General features: G+C 61.4%; 17 protein-coding genes. 14 read left to right on the top strand and 3 right to left on the bottom strand.

Translation table 11 applies throughout. The features are described from left to right. From FHL16_RS03610 to FHL16_RS03630, 5 genes are all read left to right on the top strand, one after another. Positions 1–2805: Ig-like domain-containing protein (locus tag FHL16_RS03610; RefSeq protein WP_238706149.1), on the top strand; the 2805-nt coding region annotated here is incomplete at its 5' end. Between the two features lie 41 nt (positions 2806–2846). After that, a complete protein-coding gene (locus FHL16_RS03615) occupies positions 2847–4361 on the top strand; it encodes a TolC family protein (protein WP_077747459.1) in 1515 nt (504 codons plus the stop codon). After that, the gene (gene cysC, locus FHL16_RS03620) at positions 4345–4950 is read left to right on the top strand and encodes an adenylyl-sulfate kinase (RefSeq protein WP_077747460.1); all 606 of its coding nucleotides are present in this window, start codon (positions 4345–4347) and stop codon (positions 4948–4950) included. Before FHL16_RS03615 ends, cysC begins: the two co-directional genes overlap by 17 nt. Continuing rightward, positions 4947–5732, top strand: coding sequence for an aspartyl/asparaginyl beta-hydroxylase domain-containing protein (locus FHL16_RS03625; RefSeq protein ID WP_077747461.1), 786 nt, complete (start codon positions 4947–4949; stop codon positions 5730–5732). The genes cysC and FHL16_RS03625 overlap by 4 nt, the downstream gene beginning before the upstream one ends. Further along, complete coding sequence (locus tag FHL16_RS03630; RefSeq protein ID WP_077747462.1) at positions 5720–6715, top strand: sulfotransferase family protein; 996 nt, start codon at positions 5720–5722, stop codon at positions 6713–6715. Before FHL16_RS03625 ends, FHL16_RS03630 begins: the two co-directional genes overlap by 13 nt. A gap of 86 nt (positions 6716–6801) precedes the next feature. On the opposite strand, the gene FHL16_RS03635 is transcribed toward FHL16_RS03630, so the two are convergent. From FHL16_RS03635 to FHL16_RS03645, 3 genes are all read right to left on the bottom strand, one after another. Then, entirely contained in the window at positions 6802–7185 is a 384-nt protein-coding gene (locus FHL16_RS03635; protein WP_077747463.1) for a DUF6124 family protein, read from the bottom strand. 327 nt (positions 7186–7512) lie between these two features. Next, positions 7513–8271: a slipin family protein gene (locus tag FHL16_RS03640; RefSeq protein WP_010464903.1), complete on the bottom strand. Its 759-nt coding sequence runs from the start codon at positions 8269–8271 to the stop codon at positions 7513–7515. A gap of 2 nt (positions 8272–8273) precedes the next feature. After that, positions 8274–8807 (bottom strand): NfeD family protein, encoded by a 534-nt coding sequence (locus FHL16_RS03645; protein ID WP_010464902.1) that lies wholly within the window; start codon positions 8805–8807, stop codon positions 8274–8276. A 199-nt stretch (positions 8808–9006) separates the two neighbouring features. On the opposite strand from FHL16_RS03645, the gene FHL16_RS03650 reads away from it, so the two are divergent. The 9 genes from FHL16_RS03650 (at position 9007) to FHL16_RS03690 (ending at position 16029) form a co-directional block, all read left to right on the top strand. Then, positions 9007–9468: an aminoacyl-tRNA deacylase gene (locus FHL16_RS03650; RefSeq protein ID WP_010464901.1), complete on the top strand. Its 462-nt coding sequence runs from the start codon at positions 9007–9009 to the stop codon at positions 9466–9468. A 139-nt stretch (positions 9469–9607) separates the two neighbouring features. Continuing rightward, positions 9608–9853, top strand: a complete 246-nt coding sequence (locus FHL16_RS03655) for a DUF2789 domain-containing protein (RefSeq protein ID WP_010464900.1) — start codon at positions 9608–9610, stop codon at positions 9851–9853. A 96-nt stretch (positions 9854–9949) separates the two neighbouring features. After that, positions 9950–10144, top strand: coding sequence for a prevent-host-death family protein (locus FHL16_RS03660; protein WP_010464899.1), 195 nt, complete (start codon positions 9950–9952; stop codon positions 10142–10144). Between the two features lie 135 nt (positions 10145–10279). Continuing rightward, positions 10280–10708, top strand: coding sequence for a MarR family winged helix-turn-helix transcriptional regulator (locus tag FHL16_RS03665; RefSeq protein ID WP_010464897.1), 429 nt, complete (start codon positions 10280–10282; stop codon positions 10706–10708). Then, positions 10705–12777: an FUSC family protein gene (locus tag FHL16_RS03670; protein WP_077747464.1), complete on the top strand. Its 2073-nt coding sequence runs from the start codon at positions 10705–10707 to the stop codon at positions 12775–12777. The genes FHL16_RS03665 and FHL16_RS03670 overlap by 4 nt, the downstream gene beginning before the upstream one ends. After that, positions 12774–12983: a DUF1656 domain-containing protein gene (locus tag FHL16_RS03675; RefSeq protein WP_010464893.1), complete on the top strand. Its 210-nt coding sequence runs from the start codon at positions 12774–12776 to the stop codon at positions 12981–12983. The genes FHL16_RS03670 and FHL16_RS03675 overlap by 4 nt, the downstream gene beginning before the upstream one ends. Continuing rightward, positions 12980–13867 (top strand): efflux RND transporter periplasmic adaptor subunit, encoded by an 888-nt coding sequence (locus FHL16_RS03680; RefSeq protein WP_077747465.1) that lies wholly within the window; start codon positions 12980–12982, stop codon positions 13865–13867. Before FHL16_RS03675 ends, FHL16_RS03680 begins: the two co-directional genes overlap by 4 nt. Next, positions 13864–15312, top strand: coding sequence for an efflux transporter outer membrane subunit (locus FHL16_RS03685; RefSeq protein ID WP_077747466.1), 1449 nt, complete (start codon positions 13864–13866; stop codon positions 15310–15312). The genes FHL16_RS03680 and FHL16_RS03685 overlap by 4 nt, the downstream gene beginning before the upstream one ends. A gap of 81 nt (positions 15313–15393) precedes the next feature. After that, positions 15394–16029, top strand: coding sequence for a hypothetical protein (locus tag FHL16_RS03690; protein WP_010464887.1), 636 nt, complete (start codon positions 15394–15396; stop codon positions 16027–16029). Positions 16030–16311: the final 282 nt, after the last annotated feature.

The following is a 16311-nucleotide window of genomic DNA, read 5'->3' on the forward strand; positions in this document are numbered from 1 at the left end:
GACCTGACCAACGTCATCACCTTGGCCAATACCGGCGTGGCCGACCTTGCCGGCAATACCGGCAGCGGCACCACCAACTCCGGCAATTACACGATCGACACCGTGCTGCCGACCGCCACCATCGTGGTCGCCGACAATGCGCTGAGAATCGGCGAAACATCCCTCGTGACCATCACCTTCTCCGAGGCGGTGACCGGTTTCAGCAACGCCGACCTGACGATTGCCAACGGCACGCTCAGCGCGGTGAGCAGCAGTGACGGCGGCATCACCTGGACGGCCACATTCACGCCGACCACCACCATCACCGATGCCACCAACCTGATCACGCTGGACAACAGCGGTGTGCAAAATGCCTCGGGCAACGTGGGCAGCGGCACCACTGATTCGAACAACTTCGCCATCGACACCGTGCGCCCGACGGCCACCATCGTGGTGGCGGACACCACGCTGGCGCTGGGCCAAACCTCGTTGGTCACCATCACGTTCAGCGAGGCGGTCAGCGGTTTCTCCAATGCCGACCTGACCATCGCCAACGGCACATTGAGTGCGGTGAGCAGCAGCGACGGCGGCATCACCTGGACGGCAACCTTCACGCCGACCGTCAGCGTCAACGATGCGACTAACCTCATCACGCTGGACAACACCGGCATCGTCGACCTGGCCGGTAACGCGGGCAGCGGCACCACCGACTCCAACAACTACGTGATCGACAGCCTGCGCCCGACCGCCACCATCGTCTTGAGTGATACGACTCTGAAACCGGGCGAAACCTCACTGGTGACCATCACCTTCAGCGAGGCGGTCAGCGGTTTCGACAACAGCGACTTGAGCATTGCCAACGGCACGTTGAGCGCCGTCAGCAGCAGCGATGGCGGGATCACCTGGACCGCGACTTTCACCCCGACCCTCGGCGTGACCGATGCGACCAACCTCATCACCCTGAACAACACCGGCATCGCAGACCAGGCCGGTAACGCCGGTACGGGCACCACCAACTCCGCCAACTACGTGGTGGAAACCCAAGTGCCGACCGCGACCATCGTGATCGCCGACAACGCCCTCAAGGCCGGCGAAACTTCAGGCGTGACCATCACCTTCAGCGAAGCGGTGAGTGGTTTCAGCAACGCTGACCTGACCATCGCCAACGGCACGCTGAGCAATGTCTCGTCCAGCGACGGCGGCGTCACCTGGACGGCGACCTTCACGCCAACGGTCGACGTGACGGACAGCAGCAACCTGATCAGCCTCGACAACAGCGGTGTGATCAATGCGTCAGGCAACAGCGGCGTGGGCGTGACCGATTCCAATAATTACGCCGTCGACACGGCGCGGCCGACCGCCACCATTGTGGTCGCGGACAATCGCCTCGGTATCGGCGAGACCACCACGGTGACCATCACCTTCAGCGAAGCGGTGTCCGGTTTCGACTTGTCGGACCTCAGCGTGGCCAACGGTGTGCTGTCCAACCTGGCCAGCAGCGACGGCGGCGTGACCTGGACCGCGACCCTGACGCCGACGGCGAACATCAACGACACCACCAACCTGATCCTGCTCGACACCGGCAACGTGGCTGACGCGGCAGGCAATGCCGGTGCCGCGATTGCCATTTCCAACAACTACGCCCTCGATGCCACGCGCCCGACCGCCACCATCGTGGTCGCCAATTCGCATTTGGGCATTGGCCAGACCACGCTCGTGACCTTCACCTTCAGTGAGGTGGTCAGCGACTTCGACTTGTCGGATTTGAGCGTGACCAACGGCGAGTTGAGCAACCTGGCCAGCAGTGACGGCGGCAAGACCTGGACCGCGACCTTCACGCCCACAGCAAATATGTCCGACCCGAGCAACTTCATCGCCCTCGACACCAGCAATGTCGCCGACCTGGCAGGCAACATCGGCAGCAGCTTCGCCGTGTCCAACAATTACGCCATCGACGGTGAACGGCCGACCGTCACCGTCGTGGTCGCCAACCCCAACATTGGCGTCGGACAGACGTCGCTGGTGACGATCACGTTCAACGAAGCAGTGAGCGGTTTCGACCTGTCCGACATCAATGTGGCCAACGGCACGTTGTCCGACCTGTCCAGCAGCGACGGCGGCACAACCTGGACCGCGATGCTGACGCCCACCAGCAATGTCAGCAACGGCAGCAACGTGATCAGCCTGAACATCGCGGGCGTCAGTGACGGTTCGGGCAATGCCGGCAGCGGCGCCAGCCAGTCGAATAACTTCGCGATCAACACCGTATCGACCCCAAGTGTGTTGGTGCCGGTCGATCCGGTGATCCCCGTCTCGCAACCCGTAACCGTTGCCGAGCAACCGAACGTGCCGCTGCAACCGATCATTTTCGCCGCGCCAACGGGCGCGCTGGGCTCGCCGCTGACCTTTACCCCGCTGTTCGAAGACCGGGTGATCGGCAACGGCATCCGGCCGCTGGGGGACATTTTCATCAACCGCGGCGCGCTGACCCGCAGCTTCATCGCCCAGGTATTCAGCAGCAGCGACAGTGGCGGCGATGGGTCAGGTCACGGTTTCCTTGGCTTTGGGGGTGGCGATGGCGGGGTATTCAGCACCAGTACGCTGTCGAGTCTGTTCAATCAGGACACCAGCAGTGAACGCGGCGAGCTGAACTCTTTCGGCAGTCATTCCATCAGTGGCGGGGATGTTTCCCAAGGACTGCGCGGCGTGTTTGGCGCGCTGACGCTGAACCAGCAATTGCAACAACTCAAAGACACCGAGCAACGGCAGGTCGACAGCCTGGCCGCAGCGTTGAAACAGGTCGGCATCAGCGAAATGCAGGCCTGAAATAACCATAAAACCAGTGCAGCACTCAGGGGCAGTCAAGGATGAATAGAAGTCACTCGTTGTTGTGCGCCAGCCTGCTGGCGCTTGCGATAAGCGGATGTGCCGTCAAAAGTGAACCGATCGAACGCAGCGTCAGCGAACAGCGCGCCAAGAGCGATCTGCAAAATATGTACACCGGCCAGGAGCCGTTCAGTGGTCCGCTGACCTTGCACCAGGCCATGGCCCGTGCGGTGAAATACAACCTTGAAGGCCGGCTCAAGATCATGGAAGAGGCATTGGCCAAGCGCCAACTCGACCTCGCCAGTTTCGACATGCTGCCGCGCATGGCCCTGGATGCAGGCTACGTCGGGCGTAGCAACGTTGGCGCCTCCAGCAGCCAGAGCGTACTGACCGGCACCCAGTCTTTGGAACCGTCGACCTCCCAGGACCGCGACCGCCGAGTGGCCGACCTGACCATGGTGTGGAATGTCCTCGACTTCGGCGTCAGCTACATCAGTGCCAAGCAACAAGGCGACCAGCGCCTGATTGTTCAGGAACGCCGGCGCAAGGTCATCAACACCATCGTCCAGGACGTGCGCTCGGCCTATTGGCGAGCGGTGGCCGCCGAACGTTTGCTCACGCAGATCGACAGCCTGATGGCGCGGGTCGATACGGCACGCGGCAACAGCCAAAGCATGAGCACCCAACGCATCGGCGATCCGATCCAGGCGCTGGGTTACCAGCGTTCGCTGATCGAGGCGACCCGCCAGTTGCAAGAGCAACGCCGGGCGCTGTCCCTGGCCAAAACCGAACTGGCGACCCTGATCAACCTGCCGATGGGCACCGATCTGAAATTGGCGACCCCGGACGACTACTCGATTCCGCAGTTGAAGGTCGGCATGGCCAGCCTGGAGCATGAAGCCCTGGCCAGCCGTCCGGAGCTGCGCGAACAGGATTACCAGACCCGCATCAGCACTGCCGAAACCCGTAAAGCCATGCTGCGGCTGTTGCCGGGGCTGGAGTTTTCGGCAGGTGGGCATTACGACAGCAACTCGTTTTTGGTCAACGACAAGTGGGCCGACTACGGGGTGAAATTGACCTGGAACCTGTTTAACGTGATTTCCGCACCGGCCGCGATCAACGTGGCCAAGGCCGGCGAAGAGGTCGCCAAGGCACGGCGCCAGGCCATGTCCATCGCGGTGCTGGCCCAGCTCTATGTGGCGAACGCCAACTACCAGGAAGCGCTGAATCAGTTCCAGACCAACCAGGAACTCTCGAGCATCGACGGGGAGATTCTGGGGCAATTGCGCAACCGTCATCAGGCGGCGGGACTTGGTGAACTGGACCTGATCCAGGGTGAACTGAACACGTTGCAGGCGGATTTGCGCCGGGACCTGTCCTATGCCGATCTGCGTAACGCCTACGGCCAGATCTTCGCCAGCGCCGGCCTCGACCCGATGCCGGACGAGGTGCAATCCACCGAAGTCCAATCCATCGCCACCGCCTTGGCCAACCGCGAAGCGGCGTGGGCGTCGGGCAATATCAGTGTGCCGGTGACCCATGCTCCGGTCCAATAACCTGCTGGCGCCGACCGCGAGCATCAATCGCGAACAACGGGAGACCCGCAATGGTCATCACGGCGCCGCGATCCTGCTGACCGGTTTGCCGGCGGCGGGTAAATCGACGCTGGCCCAGGCCCTGCACGCTGAGTTGTTCGAGCGCGGCGTGCAGAGCGTGGTGCTCGATGGCGACGGCTTGCGGGTCGGGCTCAATCGTGACCTGGGCTTTTCCGACAGCGATCGTCTGGAGAACATCCGCCGCGCCAGCGAACTCGCGGCGCTGTTGGTGGAGAACGGGCAGATCGTCATCCTCGCGATGATCGCGCCTCTGGTGGAGTTGCGTGAGGTGTTCGCTCGCCGTCTGGGTGAGGATTATCGCGAAGTCTGGTGCAGCGCTTCGTTGGCGGTGTGCGAGCAGCGTGATCCCAAAGGTCATTATGCGCGGGCGCGTCGTGGTGACCTGGCGGGGTTTACCGGGATTTCCGCGCCCTATGAACCGCCGCCGTCCGCCTCCCTGGTGCTCGACACCGGCGTGCAGTCGGTCGAAGCCTGCCTCGACCGCTTGCTGACCTGGCTCGGCGAGTGTGCGGTGCTGCCGAAACGATGAGCAGACCGGTATTTTCCCGCTTGCCGGTGGCGGTGGATTTACCGCTGTTGTTGCAGGCGCTGGCGGCGATTGGCGAGGACGCGTGGCATGCGCATTTCAACAGCGATTACTACGCCGGGGACTGGAGTGGTGTGGCGCTGGTGTCGGCGGCGGATGCCCTGACGGAACTGTCCCCGGGGCGTGGCGAACCGCTGTTGCGTGCGCCGTGGTTGCGGGATCCGCGATGGCAGCAGGGCTTGCGGGATCTGCCGGTGGAGGTCGTGTCGGCGCGCCTGTTGCGACTGGGGCCGGGCGGGCAGATTCATGAACATCGTGACTACGATCTTGGCGGACCAGCCGCCGATCTGCGTCTGCACATTCCGCTGCTCAGCCCGCCGAAAGTGGACTTCATGCTGGACGGTCAGCGCATGCCGATGACGGCGGGCGAGTGCTGGTTTCTCGACCTGTCGCGACCGCACCGTGTGGACAATCGGGATACTCAGGCGCGGGTTCATTTGGTGCTCGATTGCCGGCCGGGTGACTGGCTGGAGCAGTCGATTGTCGACGGTGTATCGACCACGCCGCAGCCGGGTTCGGGTGACGGCGCCTTGCTGCAATTCCAGCGTCTGGTGGCCAGTGATTTGCAGCTTTCGAAGACCTTGCAGGGCTTGCCGGACACCGAGGTGTTTATCACCCGCACCTTGGAGCTGGCGGCGGAGCGAGGCCTGGAATTTTCTCGGGAAGAACTGCGTGTCGCGATGCGTAGCGGTCGCCGCCGATGGAATGAACAATGGAGCGCCTGAATCTCGAAGGCTGGTTGCCGATTCGGATCTGGCAGCCGGCTGGCGAGTGGCAGGTCGATTGGTGCTGGTTCGGGGACACGCCGTTGCATCAGCCGTTTTTTCGCGATGCCGTGGAAGCTGCGCTGAGGTTACCGTTCAATCAGGCGTTTCGTCGGCAGACGCCGTTGGCTGTTCTCGGCGACTGGCAGGCGCAGAGTCCTGAGTTGGCGCCGAGTGCATTCATTTTTCACGCTTCGCGATGCGGCTCGACGCTTATCAGCCAGATGCTCGCGCAACTCACCAACCACATCGTCATCAGCGAACCGCCGCCGCTGGATGCGTTGTTGCGCAGTGGTTTGCCAGTCGTCGAACGGTGTGCCGCGATCAAAGGGTTGTTGTTCGCCTATGGTCAGCGTCGGCTCGGTACGGAGCAACGGCTGGTGATCAAGCTTGATGCCTGGAACATCACCGAATTGCCCCTGTTGCGCGAGTGCTTTCCCGACACGCCCTGGTTGTTTGTGTACCGCGATCCGCTGGAAATTGCTGTTTCCCATCTGCGTCGACCGGGCATGCACATGGTGCCGGGAATGATCGGGGCCAGTGGGCTGGATGACGAATGGCCGTTCGACAGTCGTGAGGATTTTATTGCGCGGCGGTTGGGGCGGTTGCTGGCATCGGGGTTGGCGCAATGCCAGGCGTTTGGTGGGTTGGCGGTGAATTACGGCGAGTTGCCGGGCGCAATGGCGGGGCGGTTGGCTGGATTTTTCGGGTTGGATGACGTGCAGAGGGAGCAAGTGTTTGCGGCGGTGGGGCGGCATGCCAAACAGCCTTCATCGGTGTTTGTCGGGGACTGTGATGACAAGCGGCGTGAGGCGTCGACGTTGTTGCGTGAGCGGGTGGAGCGTTGGGCGCGGGGGCCTTATGAGGCGCTGGTTGCCAAGTCATGCATTGACAGCACTGACGCCATCGCGAGCAGGCTCACTCCTACAGTTAATCTTCAGTGAACACAAATTATGTGTACGACGCAGATCCAATGTAGGAGCGAGCCTGCTCGCGATGGCGGCGGTCAATTCACCACTAATCTACCCGGCTAAACCTTGGCCTGAGCCTGCTGAATCTGCATCGCCTCCCAATGATCCATCGCCCGCTCTACGAGCAACTGCACGCCATCGGCCATGCGGCTGAGCGCCAAGGCAACCGAACGCCGCGTCCCGTCCACATCGTCCGCCAGATCGGCCGCAATGGCGCTGATGGACAGCAGGTCTTCGGAGGCATTGGCCAGCAGGGCTTCGGTATCGATGTCGGGGGAAACGGTGAAGAGATGGCCTTTGCGGCGTTTGGCTGGTTTTCCGTCAGTCGGGGGGAAGTAGTGGGCGAAGGCGCGGTCTGCGGCTTCCTTGAGTTTTTCGGCTTCGAGGGAATCGTCGGAATCGGTGCCAGGGTTACCTGGCGGATTCGGCGTAATTTTGTGCATATATAAAAATCCTAAACAGTAAGTAGGAGCCGTCACCGTTCGCTTGCACGCGAGTTGGGGTGGCGGCCGTGCGCAGGTGTGCAAGACCGGGACTGTTTAGGACACCCAGCAGATCCGAGGATCTCCTGCGCGCAGCCGCCATTAAGCAATGAGACATGGCAATTGCGACCTAAACAGTTTCGTCGGACTTGCACGTCCGTGTCACCGTTTATTCAGTGACAAACCCAGACTAGACCTGGGTTCAGGCCGGAACAAGTTCACCAACACCACTACAACTTGAAGGAAATCTCCGACGGAGTTACCAGACGTTGGTGTTTTCGCGGAAGGTCAGGATTTGGACGACAAATCCGCCATCCCCTTGAGCAATTCGATCGGCAGCGGGAAGACAATCGTCGCTGTCTTGTCCCCGGCAATCGAGCTCAGCGTCTGCATGTAGCGCAACTGCATGGCCCCCGGCTGACGCCCCAACATCTCGGCGGCTTGCATGAGTTTTTCCGAGGCCTGCAATTCGCCTTCGGCGTGAATCACCTTGGCCCGGCGTTCCCGCTCGGCTTCGGCCTGTTTGGCGATGGCGCGGACCATCGATTCGTTGAGGTCCACATGCTTGATCTCGACGTTCGCCACCTTGATACCCCAGGCATCGGTCTGGGCGTCGAGCACTTGCTGGATGTCGATGTTCAGCCGCTCCCGTTCGGCCAGCAGTTCATCGAGCTCATGTTTACCCAGCACTGCCCGCAACGTGGTTTGGGCCAGTTGGCTGGTGGCCATGAGGAAGTCTTCGACCTGGATGATGGCTTTCTGCGGGTCGAGCACGCGGAAATACAGCACGGCGTTGACCTTGACCGAGACATTGTCGCGGGTGATCACGTCTTGTGTCGGCACGTCGAGCACCACGGTGCGCAGGTCGACGCGAACCATTTGCTGGACCACCGGAATCAGCAGGATCAGGCCTGGCCCCTTGACTTGCCAGAAGCGCCCGAGCTGGAACACCACCCCGCGCTCGTATTCGCGCAGGATGCGGAAGGTCGACCCCGCCAGCGCGATCAGCAGTAACAGCAGCGCGGCAAAACCCAGTTGCAGGCCCATGGCTATTCTCCCTTCGACGCCGCGTCAGCCGCGGCCACTTTCAGCAGTAATCCCTTGCGTGCCACCACCCGGACCTTTTGCCCCGGTTGCAGCGGCGTGCTGCTGAGCACTTGCCACTGTTCGCCTTGCAGGTGCACCCAGCCGTTACAGGCGTTGTCGGCGTTCAACGAAATCACCGGCGTCACGCTGCCCACAAGTCCGGCATCGCCACTGACGTTGTGCCGCGGTCGGGTTTTCAGGGCGCGGATCAGCAGGAAGATCAACAAAAGCGCACTGATCAGTCCCAGGCCGATCATCAACGGCACCGGCACCTCGGTGTTGGTCAGAATCACCGCGCCGATGACGAACATCACAATGCCACCGAGCCCGATTACGCCGTAATTGGGCAGCGCCGCCTCGGCGATCAAAAAGGCGATGCCGAGCGTGATCAGCCAGATCCCCATGGGGTTGGGGGCCAGCAAGACAATGGTGTCCGACGCGAAGACCGATCCGCTCAAGGCCAACAGCAGCGCAACTGCACAGCAACGAATGTTCACGCGACCCTCCGGGAGAGTCATTGATGGTTCTTTATACAGTCTAGCTGAGCTGTGGGTTGTACGAATTTTGACCAGTTGTTGACCTTGGCCCGGCGGGCGGATTTCACTCCGGAATGCGCCAGCGGGCCTAGACTTTCAGTACGAAGAAAAGTGTTAACCATCGTCCGCCAAACAGTGTTTGCGGACACCGAGGTGCATCATGCGTATGGCAAGAACCCTGCAGAGCAGCCTGGACAAGGCGCACTGCGAATATGACATCGTGTCCCACCCGCACTCGGCCAGCAGCCTTGAAACCGCGCGACTCGCGGGCATTCCTGCCGAACGGGTGGCCAAGTCAGTTATCCTCGACGACCAACACGGGCATTTCCTGATGGCTGTGCTGCCCGCCAGCCGTCATCTGGACCTGAGCAAAGTTCGCAGCAGCGGCGAATGGCAGATCTCCCGGGAAAGCAACCTGCCGCACCTGTTCGATGATTGCGAACGCGGCGCTGTGCCCGCCCTGGGCGAAGCCTATGGCCTGGACGTGGTCATCGACCCGCTACTGACCCGGCAGAAAGACATCTATCTGGAAGCTGGCAACCACACCAATCTGTTGCGCATGGAAATGCCGCAGTTTCTGAAAATGGTGCCGCACGCCGAGGTGCGTGAATTGAGCCAATGAGTTTTGTGGAGTCAGTGACATCGCCTTCGCGGGCAAGCCTCGCTCCTACAGGATCACGCGGTCACCTGTAGGAGCGAGGCTTGCCCGCGAATGACTGCGCAGCAGTCACCCCATCATTTGCCATAAAAAGGAGCCCGACATGGAATCCCCAACCCACAACCTCCCCTCGCTGTTCAAGCAACTCGGCCTGCCGGACGACGCCGAAAGCATCGATAAATTCATCGCCACTCACTCACCGCTCAAGCCCGAATTGCATCTGGCCGATGCGTTTTTCTGGAACGAGAGCCAGGCTCAGTTATTGCGGGAGGAGATTCTGGATGATGCCGATTGGGCGGAGGTGGTGGATCAGCTGGATGTGCTGATGAGGAAGGGGCGGGGGGTGTAACCATCTGAGCGCAAGACCTTGTCACAGCTTTTCTGAAAGGTGTTACCTGAGCTGAAGTAGCTTTCATGGCGTTGAGTCCAGTCATGAGACCGAGTCATGCAGCGTGTTTTGGCAGAAAGAGTCATCAGCATCTCTGAACTCGCGAAAAACGCAGGAACTATAGTGCGTGAGGCGCAAGACAGGCCTGTGGCGGTGATTGAAAAAAATCAGATCAAGGCCTCTCTGGTTTCGGCAGAGCTTTTCGAAACGATGCTGGTGCGTCTGGGCGATTTCAACCAGGGGTCTGGTTGAATGTCGTAAAACGGTCCGTCCGGCTACAGAATTGTTTCAAAACTTGACCAACTTTCCCCTCCAATGCCATATTGATAGTTAGCAAACTAACAGTGTGCATTTCCCCTCGTGCCGAAAAACCTCGACGCTCTCCAGATGAACATCAGCAGCTCCATGGTGGTGGCCGCGCGGCATTGGCGGAAGATCTGCCAGACCACGCTGGTCAACTATGGGATTTCCGAAGCCTGCGCCGTCCCGTTGTTGATGATCGGGCGCCTGGGCGAGGGTGTGCGACAGGTTACGGTGGCGCAGGCGGCTGGGATGGAGAGTCCGTCGCTGGTGCGTCTGCTCGATCAGCTGTGTCACGCCGGTTACGTCTGTCGCACTGAGGACGTCCATGACCGCCGCGCCAAATGCCTGAGCCTCACCGAAACCGGTCGGGAGTTGGTGCAGGCTGTCGAAATCGAGCTGGTGCGTTTGCGCCATGAAGTGCTCGAAGGGATCGACCGCAGTGATCTGGAAGCGACGTTGCGGGTGCTGCGAGCCTTTGAAGCCGCGAACGCGCCATCGGTGGCCAACCCTTGAGCGGATTTTTCACCGGCGTTCCTCCGGCGCGGGACTGGTTCTACGGAGTGCGCACGTTCGCGGCGTCGATGATTGCGCTGTACATCGCCATGCTCATGCAAATGCCGCGTCCGTATTGGGCGATGGCCACGGTGTATATCGTTTCCAGCCCTTTTGTCGGCCCCACCAGTTCCAAGGCGTTGTACCGGGCGGTCGGCACCTTGCTCGGTGCGGCGGCCGCGGTTTTTTTCGTGCCGATGTTTGTCCAGAGCCCGTATGTGCTGGTGGTCGTGATCGCGCTGTGGACGGGGACGTTGCTGTTCCTGTCTTTGCATCTGCGCACGGCCAACAGTTATGCGCTGATGCTTGCCGGTTACACCCTGCCGCTGATCGCTCTGCCGGTTGTGGATAACCCGTTGGCGGTGTGGGATGTCGCGGAAGCGCGAACCGAAGAAATCTTTCTCGGCATCGCGGTGGCGGCCGTGGTCGGTGCCATGTTCTGGCCCCGGCGGCTGGCGCCGGTGTTCAACGATTCGGTGAACAAATGGTTCGCCGATGCCTCGACTTACAGCCTGCGTTTCCTCAGCCGCGACGTGCAACCTGATGAAGTCAGCGCCTTGCGCTCGGCGATGGTGGCGACGTTCAACAGCCTGGAATTGATGATCGGCCAGCTGCCCCACGAAGGCGCGCGGCCGCAGACGGTGCGTAATACCAAGGAACTGCGCGGCCGCATGATTCACCTGCTGCCCGTGATCGATGCCCTCGACGACGCGCTCTATGCCCTCGAACGCAGAACGCCCGAGCTTGTGGATAAGTTCGCGCCGCTGCTGACGGCGACCACCGAATGGCTGAATCACAAGGATGCCGACCTCGGCCGCTGGCAGGCGCTGAAAGATCAACTTGAGGCCTTGCAACCGTCCGCCGAAGCGCTGAATGACCGCAAGCAACTGCTGTTTTCCAACGCCCTGTATCGCCTCGGCGAGTGGATCGACTTGTGGCAAGACTGCCGCAGCCTGCAATACGCCATTCAATGCGAAAGCCAGGACAGCTGGCGCGCGGTGTATCGGCACTGGCGCCTGGGCCGCCTGTCGCCGTTTCTCGACCGGGGGCTGATGCTTTATTCGGCGGCGTCCACGGTGACCGCGATTATTGTCGCCTCGGTGCTATGGATCCTGCTCGGCTGGACCGATGGCGGCGCTGCGGTGATTCTGGCGGCGGTGGCGTGCAGCTTCTTCGCCTCGATGGACGACCCGGCGCCGCAGATTTTCCGGTTCTTTTTCTGGACCGCGATGTCGGTGTTGTTCGCCAGTCTTTATCTGTTCCTGGTCCTGCCTAACCTGCATGATTTTCCGATGCTGGTGCTGGCGTTTTCTGTGCCGTTCATTTGCATCGGCACCCTGACGGTCAAGCCGCAGTTTTACCTGGGCATGCTGCTGACGCTGGTCAACACCTCGTCGTTCATCAGCATTCAGGGCGCTTACGACGCGGATTTCCTCAGCTTCGCCAACTCCAACCTCGCCGGCCCCGTCGGCTTGCTGTTTGCCTTTGTCTGGACGCTGATCGCCCGGCCATTTGGTGCGGAACTGGCGGCCAAGCGCCTGACCCGTTTCAGCTGGCGCGACATCGTCAGCCTGACCGAGCCGGCCACGCTGGCCGAACACCGGCACTTGGGCGTGCAGATGCTCGATCGCCTGATGCAGCATCTGCCGCGCCTGGCCATGACCGGGCAAGACACCGGCATCGCGCTGCGGGAAGTGCGCGTAGCGCTGAACCTGCTCGACTTGCTGGCTTACACGCCGCGAGTGCTCGGCGCCCCGCAAGTGCTGCTGCATCAAGTGGTGGCCGAGGTTGGCGAGTATTTCAAGGCGTGCCTGAAGGCGGGCGAGCGATTGCCGGCACCGAGCCCGCTGCTGATGACCCTCGACCGCACCCGCCGCGCCCTCAACACCGAGTGCGATGACGGCGCGCGCCTGCACCTGTTGCATGCCCTGAGCGGCCTGCGCCTGTCGCTGCTGCCAGGGGTGGAATTCGTCGCCTTGGGCGAACTCGAAGAACCGCTTCCCCATGGCATCGATGGAGCGCCTTTATGATCGGTGATCTGGATATCAGCGGGGTCTTCCTGCCCACGTTGCTGGTGCTGATGGGCATTACGTATCTGTTGTTCCTGTTGGTGCACGGGCTGCTGACACGCCTGCACTTTTACCGTCTGGTCTGGCACCGGGCATTGTTTAACGTGGCTCTCTACGCCTTGCTGCTTGGCGCCGTGGACTCACTCAGTCGATACCTGATGACATGAAAAAACCTTTTTTGACCCTCGGTCGCGTGGTCCTGACCTTGCTGATCGTGACCTTCGCCGTCGTCGTGGTCTGGCGCATGGTGATGTATTACATGTTCGCGCCCTGGACCCGGGATGGGCACATCCGCGCCGACATCGTGCAGATCGCGCCGGACGTTTCCGGGCTGATCCAGCAAGTGCAGGTGCGTGACAACCAATTGGTGAAACGCGGCCAGGTGCTGTTCAGCATCGACCAGGACCGATTCAAACTGGCTTTGCGTCAGGCGAAAGCGGCGGTCGCCGACCGTCAGGAAACCCTGGCCCAGGCGCAACGGGAAGCCAAGCGTAATCGAGGCCTGGGCAATCTGGTGCCGGGCGAGCAACTGGAAGAAAGCCAGTCGCGGGTCGCTCGCGCCGAAGTGGCGTTGATGGAAGCCCAAGTGGCGGTGGACAGCGCCCAGCTCAACCTCGACCGCTCGACCATTCGCAGCCCGGTGGATGGCTATGTCAACGACCGCGCGCCGCGTGCGCAGGAATTCGTCACCGCCGGGCGTCCGGTGTTGTCGGTGGTGGACAGTAATTCGTTCCACATCGACGGTTATTTCGAAGAAACCAAACTCGACGGCATTCATGTCGGCCAGTCGGTCGACATCCGCGTGGTCGGCGACCGCGCGCGTTTGCGTGGCCACGTGGAAAGCATCGTCGCCGGCATCGAAGACCGCGACCGCAGCAGCGGCAGCAACCTGCTGCCCAACGTCAATCCGGCCTTCAGCTGGGTGCGCCTGGCCCAGCGGATTCCGGTGCGGATTGCCTTCGACGACGTGCCGGCGGATTTCCGCATGATCGCCGGGCGCACCGCCACGGTATCGATCATGGACGACCAGCCGCAGGAGCCCGCGAAATGAGCAGGGCCGCGGGTTTGGCTGTCGTCGGATTAGGCGTGTTGCTGTCGGCCTGTCAGGTGGTCGGGCCGGATTATCACCTGCCGGACGACGCGGCCATCCACCGTGAAGACTTGCAGGGTGAATTGGCGGTGAACGGTAAAAATGTCGTTTCGGCCCCGGTGCCCGCCGATTGGTGGCGCCTGTATCAGGATCCGCGCCTGGACCAATTGGTGCAGCAGGCTATGGTCACCAATACCGATTTGCGCGTGGCGGCGGCGAGCCTTTCCCGGGCCCGTGCTCAGGTTGACGAAGCGCAGGCGGCGGGCGGCTGGAGCGGCGGCGTGAAAATGGGCGCCCAGCGTTTGCAGGAGTCCGGCGAAGCCTTCTTGCTGGCGGATAAAGTGCCCGTGGCCAACGTTGGCGACATCGGCATTACGACCTCGTATCAGTTCGACCTGTTTGGCACCTTGCAGCGCGGCATCGAAGCGGCCAAGGCCAATGCCGACGCGACCCAGGCTGCCGCCGATACCGCACGCATCACCTTGGTGGCCGATGTGGTTCGGGCCTACACCCAAGTGTGTGCGGCCAATGAGGAGCAGGAAATCGCCCAGCATTCCCTCGACCTGCAAGCCCAAGGCACGACCCTGATCCAGCGTCTGCGCGACGCCGGGCGCGGCGATGAAACCCAGGTCACGCGCTCGCAAACCCAATTCAAATCCTTGCGCGCCGACATGCCGCGCTATGAAGCGGCGCGCCAGGCGGGTTTGTTCCGTTTGTCGATGCTATTGGCCAAACCGGTCGATCAGTTGCCGGCCGGGACCGCCACCTGCAACGAACTGCCGAAAATCACTCAATTATTGCCGGTCGGTGACGGCGCCACTTTGCTCAAGCGCCGGCCCGATGTGCGCCAGGCCGAGCGCCGATTGGCCGCCGCGACCGCTGGCATCGGCATCGCCACCGGCGAGTTGTACCCGGACATCAGCATCGGCGCGACCGTCGGCACCGTCGGCATCCTGGAAAACCTCGGCAAACCGGCGACCAACCGCTGGGGCTTTGGTCCGTTGTTGACCTGGACTGTGCCGTCCAATGGTTCCCGGGCGCGAATCCGTGAGGCAGAAGCGGCGACCCAAGGCACGCTTGCGCATTTCGACGGCGTGGTGCTCAACGCCATCCGCGAAACCCAGACCAGCCTGGCGCAATACTCCGCGCTGCTGCAACGCCGCGATGCGTTGGCCGATGCCGAACAATCGGCACAACTGGCCGCCGACCAGACCCACCGCTTCTTCCAGGCTGGCCGCGCATCGTTCCTGGCGGACCTGCAAGCCACCCGCACCTACACCGATGTACGGGCGCAATTGGCCTCCGCGAACACGCAAGTTGCCATGAGCCAGATCGATCTGTTCCTCGCGTTGGGCGGTGGCTGGGAAAGCGGACGAACGCAAGCGTCACAACCCGGCAAACCCTGAGGCCGTTGCTATGCTTTGATTTGATGACGTCGCGCGTCGATTTCATCGATCAAGGCTCGCGTTGGTCATGGGGATCTAATAATGAAAAACCCTTATGCTCCCGGCTTCTGGTGCGCTATTGCGGCATTGGTTCTGCTGTCGGCCACCTATTTCTACGGCATCATGCTGGCCCACCAGATCGACAAGGCTCTGGTGTTCCTCGACAGCGCAGCCGCGCTGATTGCCGTGATGGCAATCGTCGTAGTGGCCTGGGCCTCAGTCCAGGGCCAGCGCATCAAGAAAAGACAACTCGAACAAGGCAAGACCCGGGTGCTGATCTGGGACACCAAGGTGGCTTTGCGTCGGGTCGAAACGGTGTTTGACCGCTATTTCTGGGGCAGTTACTGGCAACCGGGGCGCACGTTCCAGGAAGTCATGGGCGAACTCACCGGCACGCCACTGGAAAAAAGCCTCGATACGTTGAAGAAACAATGCCTTGAACTGGACAAGCAAGTCTCCGAAGACGGCAGGCACTGGCTGAACAACGCCCGCGAACTCTCCGATGTCGCCGCCGCCATGGCCCGCGAACGCTATCAGCTGGACTTCTGCGATCCCCGTGCGGACGTGACGGGCGGGGCGGTAATCAATCGCGATTTTGAAGTGCTGGTGTATACGTGGACGGCGCGGCTCAAAAGCTTTGATCATCAGCTGGATGAGATGGAAGTTCAGTATTCCTGAATTGATGTTGTCGGTATTGACGCCTTCGCGGGCAAGCCTCGCTCCTACAAGGATCATGCGATACCTGTAGGAGCGAGGCTTGCCCGCGAATGCGATTTCATTACCGCCGAAACTCTCGGCCCGTGCACGCGGTCCATAGACACTCTTTAACCTTTAAACATTGGGCCACCCGGTGCGCCTGATGCTAATCTCCCTCGCACTTTCAGCGCAGTCGTGACCGCAACCCGTCAAGGGTTCAGGGAAGACGACCACATTTTCAACAACGGACATTGATCGGGTAAT

Origin of the sequence: Pseudomonas sp. FSL W5-0299 (assembly GCF_005930655.1) — a bacterium.
GTDB lineage: Bacteria > Pseudomonadota > Gammaproteobacteria > Pseudomonadales > Pseudomonadaceae > Aquipseudomonas > Aquipseudomonas mandelii.